Here is a 12860-nt window from a genome sequence, read left to right on the forward strand (position 1 = left end):
ATCGTAGTTATTGCTACATACAGTTACAAAAACCGTAGATAACATAGGAAAAATCTCAACCTCATAATCAGGTAAAAAAAATATTGGTTTTTCCTTATTTCCCACAGGAAGCCATGGATGACAACCCATTAGTAATAGTATAGGAGTTACGCATTGACAGAATAACAAAATAGTGAATTGATAAATATAGGTCGTCTACTTGCTAGGTATCAGACAATTAGAAAAATCACGAAACCATCCACAGCGCAATGCAATCTAGACCTATACACCTTATTTTTACTGTCAGAGCCAAAGTTTGGGGGGTGCAGTAGGTTAGCAGAGATATTAGGAGACGTTTCACATGATAGTGTGAATCGCTTTTTATTGAGAGAGCGATATGAACCGAAAGATTTATTCAACATTATAGAAAAAGTTATTAACTTGGTAGGAGGAATACTAAGTGTAGATGATACAGTGATAGAAAAGATTTACAGCGACCCCAAAAATGCTGAATTAATCGGTTATTTTTGGTCAGGTAAAGCCCATAAAACAATTATTGGCTTAAATTTAATCACTCTATATTACAGTGATATTCATGGTAATTCAGTGCCAATAAATTACAGAATATATGATAAAAAGGAGGGAAAAACAAAAAACGATTATTTTAGAGAAATGGTAAGTGAAATAATAAGCTGGGGAGTCAAACCCAGAATTGTAACAGGTGATAGTTGGTATTCAGGAGTAGAAAATTTGAAATTCCTAAAAAACCAGAAATTGGGTTTTCTCTTCGGAATTGAAAAAAATAGAACTGTTTCAAATGAGCCACACAAGTATTGTCAAGTAAGCACTCTGGCTATTCCCGAAGAAGGATTAAGGACTCATCTGAAAGAATTTGGATTTATAAAGTTGTTGAGGAAAGACTTTAAAAAAGAAGACTCTAGACACTATATTTTGTATCTTCCAGATGAGGAAAGAATCGAGGATATAACTAGAAATGAATTTATGACAATTCATGATACTCATTGGGGAATTGAAACCTTTCATCGAGCCATAAAACAAGTATGTGGAATTTGTCGGTTCATGGTTAGGGATACTCATGCAATTAAGACTCACATCTTTTGTTCACTTCAAGCTTTTGTTAAGTTGGAGTTTATGCGCTCTGAAAAAATAATTAGCAATTGGTATGAAATACAACGGAATCTGTTTACTTTAGTTGTACGTGAGCATATTTTTGCTAATCTTAATAGCGATCGCATGATCTAGATATCATAGATCATATTTTTTGTCAATGCGTAAGTCCTATAGTAGTTAAACAAGTTTGCTCTTCTAAGTAAATAAAATCGCGAATACTACCGGGATAAGTAATTATCCCACAAGACTGAGGCAGGTATTGACAAAATCCTGCCAATATGCAAACAAGCAAAACTTAAAGGAGTTTGCCATGCAAGGTAAAATGTGCTGGTTATCTAAGTCTGGCAGGGATGGAGAGAAAATATTACATCTGCAAGCCTCACCCAATCAACCTTGGCGACCCTACACAGCTTTTCCCCAAGCAGTCCCAGATTATCAGATTCCTGGTGGTTCTAAAGGTTGGGCAACTTATCAAAAACTTCTCAAAGCCGGCTGGACTTTAGTACATAGCGCCAGAGCCAATGAGTTTGTCAGTCGGGATCTAGAATTAATATCCCAAGGACAAGGAAATTAGAAAGCACTGGGAAAGCCTTGACCACGGGGGTCCGCCGCGGCTTCTAAAACTCCCTCTGGGGTGATAGTAATTGCATTAGCATTACCCCAGGAGTTACTTTCCCTAATGTTGTGTCCGCGCCGGCGTAACTCTTGCAAGGTGAGAGCATTTAAACCCCAACGTTCCACACGTAACTCATCGGGTAACCACTGGTGATGTATGCGTGGGACGGAAACCGCAGCACCTACATCCATCTGGTATTCCAACACATTCAGGATAATTTGCAGTACCTGAGTAATGATGGTGCTACCCCCAGGAGTACCCACAGCCATCCTCAGACGGCCATTCTCGGTGACTATGGTGGGGGTCATGCTAGATAAGGGGGTTTTACCGGGTGCGATCGCATTAGCTTGGTTACCCACCAAACCAAAAGCATTAGGTATTCCCGGTGCGGAAGCAAAATCATCCATTTCGTTGTTGAGTACGATCCCCGTCCCCGGTGTCACCACACCAGCACCAAAACCTAGATTAATAGTGAAGGTGAGACTAACAGCGTTATGTTGCTCATCCACAACTGTGAGATGGCTGGTTTGGGTCCATTCATTTCTAGCTAACAGGGGAGAAGGAACAACACCTAAATTAACTGGCTTCACCTGACTTGCAGGTTTTGCCCATTCCAGATCAATTTCTTGACGGCGTTTCCGGGCGTACTCTGGGCTAATCAGTTGTTCTACAGGGACTTTGATAAAATCTGGATCGCCTAAATGTTGCGACCGGTCAGCATAAGCGATTTTCATGGCTTCGACCATCAAATGCAATGCATCCGGGTGATGCCATCCTAAAGATTGTAAATCAGTCTCACCAATAATATTTAACATCTGTAATAAATGTACACCTCCTGATGAAGGTGGTGGCATGGAACAGATTTGAGCTTGACGGAAATTCCCACAAACGGGAGTCCGCCAAATTGGTTTGTAGGCTTTCAGGTCTTCTAGAGTAATTAAACCGCCATTTTCTGCCATGTCGGAGGCGATCGCCCGGGCAATATTTCCGGTGTAAAAACTGTGGGGATTACGGGCAATCTCTGTTAAAGTTGTTGCCAAATCTCGCTGTACCAGCCTTTCTCCTGGTTGATAGAAATCACCATCACGGGTGAAAATTGCCCGCGCTGCTGGATGATCAAAAATCCGGTGTCTGGGTCTGTCATTAACTAGGAGATAAGCAGGGGATAGGCTACGTCTGATGATAAAGCCATCTCGGGCCAGGGCGATGGCGGGTTTGACTACCTGCGCCCAGGGTAATTTACCATAACGACTATGCACCTCATACATCCCTGCTACAGTTCCAGGTGTGGCCACGGCTAAGTACCCAGCCACACTTGCAGAGGGACGTACTTTACCTTCTCCATCCAAGTACATATCTGGTGTGGCTTTCAGGGGGGCGCGTTCCCGAAAATCTAAGGCTTTGATTTGGCCAGTTTCTCCGGAGTGCATTAATAAAAAGCCGCCGCCACCAATTCCTGCTGAATAAGGTTCAACTACAGAAATTGCCAAGGTTGTGGCTACCGCTGCATCAATGGCGTTACCACCTTGGCGTAACATGGTAATTCCCGCGTCACTGGCTAAGGGATGGCTGGAAACTACCATTCCTTGTTTACTGCGTAGGGTTGATGCTATGGTGGCGATCGCAGCTTGGCTGTGGATGATGAGGGTACAGGAGAACAGGGCGATCGCAATAGGTTTGTATCCAGTAAAAATACCCATGGGATGAGTTATTAATTAGTTATATCTAGAGTTGTTTTGATTTGCGAAACCCGTCCACGACAGTTTGATAGCTGCTCTTAATTGTGGATATTTCTGTAAGGTTTCTTTACGGACAATGGGCACTGCTTCATAATAAAGTTAGGGCAACAATGGCGGGAATCATATACAGCGCATTTTATCTGAGTGGGTACGGCAGGGCGGGCAGGATGTCTACCCCACAAGATTTATGATATTAATATGATGTTAAGGTCTGTACTTTATTTACTTTAAAAGTGCTGTATCATTCCCAGCCAAGGATCTGCCTAAACCTTTGGCTACGCTCTTATCTCCTTTCCGGTTTGGGAAATGCTGGGTGATGTGAGAATATGTACAGGTTAATTAACGCCTTTGCCAAATCTTGATGGTTTTATCTTCACTCCCAGAGGCTAGGGTTTTACCATCGGGACTGAAGGCTATTGAACAAACGTCACCTGAATGTCCCGTGAGGGTAGCGATTAACGGATGGGTTGCTACATCCCACATTTTGATGGTTTCATCTTCACTCCCAGAGGCTAGGGTTTTACCATCGGGACTGAAGGCCACTGAAAGAACCTCACTTGAATGTCCCGTAAATATGGCGATTTCCTGTTGTGTTGCCACATCCCACAGTTTGATGGTCTTATCCCAACTCCCAGATGCTAGGGTTTTACCATCGGGACTGAAGGCTATTGAACTAACCCACTCCGAATGTCCGGTGAGTGTAGCGATTTCCCTCATTGTCGCTACATCCCACAGTTTGATGGTTCTATCATTACTCCCAGAAGCTAAGGTTTGACCATCGGGGCTGAAGGCTAATGAACTAACCCACTCCGAATGTCCGGTGAGTGTAGCGATTTCCTGTTGTGTTGCCACATCCCACAGTTTGATGGTCTTATCCCCACTCCCAGATGCTAGGGTTTTACCATCGGGACTGAAGGCTATTGAACTAACCACATCTGAATGTCCGGTGAGTGTGGTGATTTCCCTCATTGTGGCTATATCCCACAGTTTGATGGTGTTATCCCTACCCCCAGAGGAACCAATGGTTTCACCATCGGGACTGAAGGCTATTGAACTAACCCACTCCGAATGTCCGGTGAGTGTGGTGATTTCCCTCATTGTCGCTACATCCCACAGTTTGATGGTTCTATCATCACTCCCAGAAGCTAAGGTTTGACCATCGGGGCTGAAGGCTACTGACTGAACCCAATGTGTATGTCCGGTGAGGATGGTAATTGACGCCCCCGTGGCTACATCCCACAGTTTGATGTTTTGATAACTCCCAGATACTAAGGTTTTACCATCGGGGCTGAAGGCTACTGACGAAACCGAATCTAAATGTCCGGTGAGGGTGGCGATTAACCGATCTGTGGACACATCCCACAGTTTGATGTTTTGATAACTCCCAGATGCTAGGGTTTTACCATCGGGGCTGAAGGCTACTGACTGAAGCTCACTTGAATTTCTGGGGATGGTAGCGATTTCCCTCATTGTGGCGACATCCCACAGTTGGATGGTATCATCCCAAATCTCAGATGCTAAGGTGCGACCATCCGGGCTGAAGGCTACTACTGAACCTAAATGTTCCCCGATGGTGCCGATTGACCAACTCTCGGCTACATCCCACAGTTTAATGCCATCCGAACCCCCAGAGGCTAAGGTGCGACCATCGGGGCTGAAGGCTACTGAAAAAACCGAATCTGAATGTCCGGTGAGTGTAGCGATTGACGCCCCCGTGGCTACATCCCACAGTTTGATGGTTTTATCCCAACTCCCAGATGCTAAGGTTTTACCATCGGGGCTGAAGGCTAATGAACTAACCACATCTGAATGTCCGGGGAGGGTGGCGATTGACCGCCGGGTGGTTACATCCCACAGCTTGATGATGTTATCACTTCCGAAAAAATCCCCACCTCCAGAAGCCAAGGTTTTACCATCAGGGCTAAAGGCTACTGACCAAACCCACTCCGAATGTCCGGTGAGGGTGGCGATTTCCTCTTGGGTTTCTACATCCCACAGTTTGATGTTTTGATAACTCCCAGATGCTAAGGTTTTACCATCGGGGCTGAAGGCTACTGAACTAACCCAATTTGAATGACCAGTGAGGGTATATTCTAACTCCCATGATGTTAGTGATTTTTGTGTTTGATAAGCGTTGACAGCCTCAATTAACTGGCCATACTTAGACAACAGGAGATTATAAGCCGCATCTTTGACATCGGCTGATTCATCTGTGGTTAAAGCTTGGAGAAGTAAGTTAACTCCCTCATCTCCATAGTTGAGTGCTTGGGATATCGCATTTATCCTAACCTTGGGGTCAGGATTTTTATATCTCTGCTGTACCCCTTGGATTCCCCCTAAGACCAGGGCATTTTCTGGAGCATTACCAGTACCACCTAGTACTACATCAAATTTTCCTGGTTGTGGCTCGTTCATGGCAGATTACCACTGGTAGTTAATTTAGTCTTGGGGACATTATATAATGAGGTGTCACCCGATACTTGTCAGGTAGGTTGATTTGAACCTTGGTATGTTAATCAAGACAGCCACAGTGACGGGATTCCTTACGAAAATCTAAACCCAGCTTTTCTAGTTCTGTCAGTTTATTAATATCGTTCCAACGCCCATAGCAGATGGTCTGATGAGGTTTGACCCCACCCCCAACCCCTTACAAGGGGGGTATATAGAATGGCGACGCATCCCGTCAAGATCATCAGATACATGATCTTTCAGTCAGATTTATCTGACTTTAGCTTTGAGACGGGGGTTTCTAACCCCTGGCTCCCCGTGTAGCATCAAGCAGCAGCGCTGACGCGATCGCAATAGGTTTGTATCCGGTAAAAATACCCATGGGATGAGTTATTAATTAGTTATATCTAGAGTTGTTTTGATTTGCGAAACTCGCTCACCACAGTTTTAATATCTTGTAATTCCCCTTCCACGAGGTTATTTAATTGTCGTATTTCTTTCTCCGTGATTTTCCCGGTCAGTTGATTGATAGCTGCTCTTAATTGGGGATATTTCTGTAAGGTTTCTTTACGGACAATGGGCACTGCTTCATAATGTGGAAAATACTGTTTATCATCTTTCAGTACTACTAAACCTAGTCGGGATATTTGCCCATCTGTAGAATTACCCGCCACCATATCCACTTGTTTTTGAGTCAAGGCTCGATAGATTAAACCTAAGTCCATAATTTGGGGAGGTCTAGCAAACTCCATACCATAAGTTTTAGCGAATCCGGGGAAACCATCTTCCCGTTCTAAAAATTCGTAACCGAACCCACCGCGCCATTTAGGTGTATATTTAACTGCATCTGAGATGGTTTGAAGATTGTACCGTTGAGCATCTTCACCACGCACAATTATGGCATAATTATTTTCAAAACCTAGACTGGGCATTACTTCTAAGTTAAACTGTTGTGCATAGGCCTGTGTTAACTTTTCTCTAACTAGGTTGGCATCATGTACTACTTTCTCTTTTAAAATGGCATTAAACGCTGTGCCTGTATACTCAATATAAGCATCAATTTGTCCAGCCACAAGCGCATTATGACAGACAAAGGTCCCACCTAAACGAGGGCGGCGAGTAACTGTTAAATCAGTATGCTCCTCAATTTGCTGGGCTAAAAGTTCCCCCAAAATATCTTGTTCAGTAAAATTCTTAGAAGCAACAACAATATCACCAGTATCGCTAGAAGTAGAATTGAAATTACAACCTGCGATCGCTAGCAACATCAGACAAGTTAAAATAGACAAAAATCTTTTCATCTGTTCCCAAAGCCATAACCACCATAAATCATCAAAAATTTAAGTTTTAACTGTTAATTTTCTTTCTAACCAACCAATACCCCAATCAGCCAGCAGAGCAAGAATTGCCGCCGGGACAGCCCCAGCTAAAATTAATTGATTATTTACCACTGCAATTCCGCGAAAAATAAACACCCCTAAACCACCAGCACCAATAGCGGCGGCGATCGTAGCAATACCGATAGAAATTACTGTTGCTACCCGCACACCTGCCAAAATTACCCCCATAGCCAAAGGAATTTCTACCTGTGACAATAATTGTCTATCTGTCATTCCCATACCTCTACCAGCTTCCCGAATTGCGGGATCTACGCCTGTGATACCAGTGTAAGTATTACGGATAATGGGTAAAAAGGAGTATAAAGTTAGGGCAACAATGGCGGGAATCACACCAATACCGCCAATGATCGGTACTGGAATCAGTAAACCAAATAATGCTAAACTGGGGACGGTTTGCAAAATATTGGCAATACCGAGAACCCCTTGGCGCAGGTGAGTTTTGCGGGTGATGAGAATACCTAAGGGGATACCAATGACTGTCGCCGTGGCCATGGCAATGCTGACCATAAATAAGTGTTCTAGGGTATGTTGGAGGATTTCCGGAGCATACTTAAACAAGAAAAAGTCATTCATAAATTTTCCAGAGATTGCAGACATTTGAGAAAAGCTAGACTTTCAGGATGTACAGATCCCTTAAATTCATCCTTTGTCCCTAATACTACTAGTTCTCCCTCAGACATTAACCCAACTCGGGAAGCCAAAACAAAGGCTTCTTGAATATCATGGGTAATAAAGACAACAGTCTTATTTAATTCTTGTTGTAACCGGTGAAATTCTTGTTGCAGTTCTAATCGCGTCATGGGATCAAGGGCGCCAAAGGGTTCATCCATCAATAATACTGGCGGATCGGCTGCTAATGCCCTAGCTACACCTACCCGCTGCTTTTGTCCTCCCGAAAGTTCATGAGGATAACGCCCGGCAAATTGTTGAGGCTCTAACCCTACCATTTGCAATAATTCATACACCCTGATTTTAATTTGTTTAGATTGCCAACCCAGTAAGGTGGGCACTAAACCTACATTACGTTCTACGGTGAAATGGGGAAATAAGCCAGTTTCTTGAATGACATAACCAATATTGCGCCGTAATTTAATTTCATCCCATTCAGTGGTGGGGATGCCATTAAATAATACTTGACCTTGTGTAGGTATAAAGAGGCCATTGATTAACTTCATAGTGGTAGTTTTGCCGCTCCCACTGCGTCCGAGTAATACTAGGGCTTCTCCGTGAATAATAGAGAAATTAAGATGAGATACTAAAGGGCGATGGTTGCGTCTAAAGGTAACATCGCGGAATTCCACTACAGTCGGGTGATTGGGTTGCATTATCAAGTTGATTTTTGCTATGATTATTTTATACTAAAAATTACAGTATTAATCATAATTAATCATATAAGTATCAACCAGGTAAATGTAGTAATTCCCTATGATAAAAATATCATGTTTTTCCAGGAATTGGATGATATTTAATTGGGTAGCATAGTGCTAGTCACTCAATAGTGGCATATGATGGTGAGGTAGGCATTGGTCACCCCATGAATCCTGAAGGATACCAATACAATGACAGACTTTAGAGAACTGCAAGAATGGGAAAAAGCGCATGAACTGACAATTGCAGTTTATGAAATTACTAAAACCTTTCCAGAGGAGGAATTGTTGGGTATAACACAACAAATCCGTTTAGCTTGTGCTTCCATTGCCATTAAGATCGCTCAGGGATGCGATCGCGATGACTATGAAATCCAACTGGATTGTCTGGAAATGGCCAGGGATGGAGTAATTGAGGTAGAATATTACCTGCTGCTTTGCCATGAGTTGCATATACTGCAAACGTCTGATTATGATCGCCTGATCAGTAATGTGCTGGAAGTGAAAGAACTCCTCACATCCTACATTGATAAGCAAAGTCACAATTTTTGATGAATAGTCGGGTACTCCAACTGCTTGCTCACCACCAGGAAATGATTTGTCACCATGGTGAAAGCACCTATCCAGAAGAATGCTGTGGGCTAATTCTTGGTCGTCTGGGTAGGGAGGGTAAAACTGTGATAGAGATCATACCCACAGAAAACGCCTGGAACAGCCAAGGCCATGATTTGACTGGTGAACAGATAGTAGAGAGTACCCGCAGACGATATGCGATCGACCCCCAAGTGATGTTACAAGCACAAAAAACAGCACGCGATCGCGGTCTGAATATTATCGGTATTTATCACTCACACCCTGATCATCCTGCTATACCTTCAGAATGCGATCGCCTATATGCTTGGGCGGAATACTCGTATATAATAGTTTCCGTTAACAATGGCAAAGCTGGTACAGTTAAAAGTTGGAGTCTGGATGAACATGACCAGTTTCAACCAGAGTCAATTAAAAAGATAATTTAAAAATATCGTTTTTCGATAGGATAAGTATTCCTCGCTGATCTACTGAAGTTCTATGCTCAATCCTAATCTGGATGAAATCCAGTTGACCAAAGATGATTATGAACGCTATTCCCGCCATCTAATTCTGCCAGAAATTGGGCTGGAAGGGCAGAAGCGTTTAAAAGTGGCTAGTGTGTTGTGTATTGGTACTGGTGGACTAGGTTCGCCATTACTGTTATATCTTGCAGCTGCGGGTATTGGCCGCATTGGTATTGTAGATTTCGATGTCGTTGATACTTCCAATCTGCAACGCCAAGTCATTCACGGTACATCCTGGGTAGGTAAACCCAAAATTGAATCGGCCAAAAATCGCATTCACGAAATTAACCCCTATTGTCAGGTTGATTTGTACGAAACTCGCCTGAGTTCAGAAAACGCCCTAGATATCATGCAGCCCTATGATATTGTGGTTGATGGTACTGATAACTTCCCCACCAGATACCTGGTGAATGACGCTTGTGTGTTATTAAATAAGCCCAACGTCTACGGTTCTATTTTCCGTTTTGAAGGCCAAGCTACAGTATTTAACTACGAAGGTGGCCCTAACTATCGTGACTTATACCCAGAACCACCACCACCAGGAATGGTTCCCTCTTGTGCAGAAGGGGGTGTACTGGGTATTTTACCAGGAATGATTGGGGTTATTCAGGCTACGGAGACAGTAAAAATCATCACTGGACAAGGTAACACCCTCAGTGGAAGATTACTGTTATACAATGCCTTAGATATGAAATTCCGGGAGTTGAAACTGCGCCCTAATCCCATTCGCCCCGTAATTGAAAAGCTGATAGACTATGAACAATTCTGTGGAATTACCCAAGCTAAGGCGCAGGAGGCTAAACAGCAGATGGAAATGTCAGAAATGACTGTTCAAGAATTGAAGGAATTACTAGATAGCGGTGTAAAGGATTTTGTTCTCTTAGATGTTCGTAACCCCCATGAATACGAAATCGCTAAAATTCCTGGTTCTGTATTGATCCCCTTACCAGATATTGAAAATGGCGACGGTGTAACCAAGGTGAAGGAAATACTTAATGGTCACCGCTTAATTGCTCATTGTAAACTGGGGGGACGTTCTGCCAAAGCTTTAGCTATCCTCAAGGAAGCCGGAATTGAGGGGACTAATGTTAAAGGTGGAATTAATGCTTGGAGTAAGGAAATCGATCCTTCGGTTCCAGAGTATTAAAATGTTTTAGGCAAAGTAACGCAGAGATTTCATTTTGATTCTCTGCGTCTGCTGCTCCCTACTGTTAATTAGGTGGTTCGTTGAGATTGATTGTCATCATTCGGTGGGGTTGATTCTTGCTTTTCTGACTGAGGAGCATTATTTTGCTGCACTTGCTCGAAATGAATGTTATTCACCTGTTGAATAAAGTATTCTAACGCTTGGCTGACATTTTTTTGCTGTTGCACTTCGTCAGAAATATCACACAGGCGATAAGGTTGTGTTACCCCCAACACAAATTTTTCTTCTTCAGCTTCTAACCGTTCAACTACTGTGTTAGCTGCTACCCAATTCTTTTGAAAAGGGAAGGATGTCACTATACTGGCGAGTATAGAAGCAATAGCAGGACAAATAACTGGTAACCACTTTAACCAAGTTTGGCCTGCTTCTATTTTATCTACTAGGACTAAAATAGGTGTGATTCCTGAAAAAACCACAGTCGTAATTTGCAGAATATAGTAAATCGTTCTCGATAAATCCCGAACCCGTTTATAGTCGTTGATCAAATTTTGGCAATATTCTAGGGCTTTAGCTTTCACGGGAGTGAAATTTTTCAGCTGCCAAGAGCTATCATTCAATAAGTAGGTATATATTTCTGCTTTTTTCTTGGCTTCATACTGACTAACTGCTTGTTGCGATTCCTGAAAAAGTTGTCTGTTGATGATGAATACTACAAGGACAAGACAGAGTGATATAATACTATAAAGAACTAATTTTTGATTTGCGGAAAAACTAATAGCAATAATACTAATTAATAGTAATAATGCTATCAATAATTTATCAATTATCTTCAGGGTTAAAAATCTTTTCTCTTCAGGCGAACTAGATAAAATAGGTATAGTTTCAGCCTGAATATTTGGTGTTAAACTATTAATCATTAAGTCTGGTGTAGTCATTAATTGGTGTCCCCAGTAATTTTTGATTCAGAAATTATATTATGTCCAGTTAATCGAAGCTAAACAGAAAATTCCCTGGTTCAGTCATGAATTCAGGCATTAAAATACACTAGATTTTAATGAAACAATAAAGCTGATGCAATGGGGAATTAAGATAATTAAGCTTTTTTTAAGCAATTACAGCAAAATATAGTCAGATATTCCTACTGACTATATTACTAGTATCATATTTACTTTACACTTAGACACTCCAATCCCCATTCAGAATTAGTGGGTTTTAGCAGCACCCAAATATAATTCAGCTACTTTAGGATCATGTAGTAATTCCTGACCAGATCCACAAATAGCATCACGTCCCGACTCTAGGACATAGCCACGGTCAGACATTTCTAAGGCTTTACGGGCGTTTTGTTCCACTAAGACAATTGCTGTACCTGTGTGATTAATTTGTTTAATCTGCTCAAATACTTGGGTAACGAGAATGGGGGATAAAGCCGCAGAAGGTTCATCTAATAACAATAAACTCGGTTCTAACATTAATGCTTTACCCATAGCCAGCATTTGGCGTTCTCCTCCTGAGAGTGTACCAGCACGTTGGCGACGGCGATCGCTCAGTCTAGGAAACATAGTAAAAATTTTGTCTTTCAGGGGTTTTAGGGGGATATCACGCACAAAAGCCCCCATTTCTAAGTTCTCTTCTACACTCAAGGAAGGAAAAACATTAGAGATTTGTGGTACATAACACATCCCCCTCCTGACGATTTGATTGGACTTTAGCCCAGCAATATTTTCACCTTTAAAGGTAATAGTACCGGTATGAGGAGTTAACAGCCCAAAAATGGTTTTGGCTAAGGTGGATTTACCCGCCCCATTGGGGCCAATCACTGCGACTAATTCACCGGGTTTGAGAGAAAAATTTACTCCCTGGAGGATATCTATATCTTTGATGTATCCAGCGTGGACATTTTTAACTTCTAATAAATAGTCATTACTCATTGGTC

General features: G+C 42.3%; 12 protein-coding genes. 5 read left to right on the top strand and 7 right to left on the bottom strand.

Going from position 1 to position 12860, the window contains the following annotated elements; translation table 11 throughout:
- Positions 1-216 precede the first annotated feature (216 nt).
- Positions 217-1242 (top strand): IS701 family transposase, encoded by a 1026-nt coding sequence (locus IM676_RS09595; protein WP_200990024.1) that lies wholly within the window; start codon positions 217-219, stop codon positions 1240-1242.
- 178 nt (positions 1243-1420) lie between these two features.
- Positions 1421-1684 (top strand): hypothetical protein, encoded by a 264-nt coding sequence (locus IM676_RS09600; protein WP_200989967.1) that lies wholly within the window; start codon positions 1421-1423, stop codon positions 1682-1684.
- Here the strand turns inward: IM676_RS09600 and ggt are convergent.
- The 5 genes from ggt to IM676_RS09625 form a co-directional block, all read right to left on the bottom strand.
- Complete coding sequence (gene ggt, locus IM676_RS09605) at positions 1681-3426, bottom strand: gamma-glutamyltransferase (protein ID WP_200989968.1); 1746 nt, start codon at positions 3424-3426, stop codon at positions 1681-1683. The two genes, IM676_RS09600 and ggt, sit on opposite strands and share 4 nt — an antisense overlap.
- A gap of 378 nt (positions 3427-3804) precedes the next feature.
- A complete protein-coding gene (locus IM676_RS09610) occupies positions 3805-5880 on the bottom strand; it encodes a WD40 repeat domain-containing protein (RefSeq protein ID WP_200989969.1) in 2076 nt (691 codons plus the stop codon).
- 440 nt (positions 5881-6320) lie between these two features.
- Positions 6321-7214, bottom strand: coding sequence for a glycine betaine ABC transporter substrate-binding protein (locus IM676_RS09615; protein ID WP_200989970.1), 894 nt, complete (start codon positions 7212-7214; stop codon positions 6321-6323).
- A 39-nt stretch (positions 7215-7253) separates the two neighbouring features.
- Positions 7254-7886, bottom strand: a complete 633-nt coding sequence (locus tag IM676_RS09620) for an ABC transporter permease (protein ID WP_200989971.1) — start codon at positions 7884-7886, stop codon at positions 7254-7256.
- The gene (locus IM676_RS09625; protein WP_200989972.1) at positions 7883-8638 is read right to left on the bottom strand and encodes an ATP-binding cassette domain-containing protein; all 756 of its coding nucleotides are present in this window, start codon (positions 8636-8638) and stop codon (positions 7883-7885) included. The genes IM676_RS09620 and IM676_RS09625 overlap by 4 nt, the downstream gene beginning before the upstream one ends.
- A 234-nt stretch (positions 8639-8872) precedes the next feature.
- On the opposite strand from IM676_RS09625, the gene IM676_RS09630 reads away from it, so the two are divergent.
- From IM676_RS09630 to moeB, 3 genes are read left to right on the top strand one after another with little or no spacing between them, the layout of a single operon-like run.
- Positions 8873-9232 (top strand): four helix bundle protein, encoded by a 360-nt coding sequence (locus IM676_RS09630; protein ID WP_200989973.1) that lies wholly within the window; start codon positions 8873-8875, stop codon positions 9230-9232.
- Entirely contained in the window at positions 9232-9699 is a 468-nt protein-coding gene (locus tag IM676_RS09635) for a M67 family metallopeptidase (RefSeq protein ID WP_200989974.1), read from the top strand. Before IM676_RS09630 ends, IM676_RS09635 begins: the two co-directional genes overlap by 1 nt.
- A 52-nt stretch (positions 9700-9751) precedes the next feature.
- A complete protein-coding gene (moeB, locus tag IM676_RS09640) occupies positions 9752-10924 on the top strand; it encodes a molybdopterin-synthase adenylyltransferase MoeB (protein ID WP_200989975.1) in 1173 nt (390 codons plus the stop codon).
- A 68-nt stretch (positions 10925-10992) separates the two neighbouring features.
- On the opposite strand, the gene IM676_RS09645 is transcribed toward moeB, so the two are convergent.
- Together IM676_RS09645 and IM676_RS09650 are read right to left on the bottom strand one after the other, a co-directional pair.
- Entirely contained in the window at positions 10993-11859 is an 867-nt protein-coding gene (locus IM676_RS09645; RefSeq protein WP_200989976.1) for a DUF4231 domain-containing protein, read from the bottom strand.
- 267 nt (positions 11860-12126) lie between these two features.
- Positions 12127-12855 (bottom strand): ABC transporter ATP-binding protein, encoded by a 729-nt coding sequence (locus tag IM676_RS09650; protein ID WP_200989977.1) that lies wholly within the window; start codon positions 12853-12855, stop codon positions 12127-12129.
- Between the last annotated feature and the right edge of the window lie 5 nt (positions 12856-12860).

Origin of the sequence: Anabaenopsis elenkinii CCIBt3563 (genome assembly GCF_015245355.1) — a bacterium.
Classification (GTDB): Bacteria; Cyanobacteriota; Cyanobacteriia; order Cyanobacteriales; family Nostocaceae; genus Anabaenopsis; species Anabaenopsis elenkinii.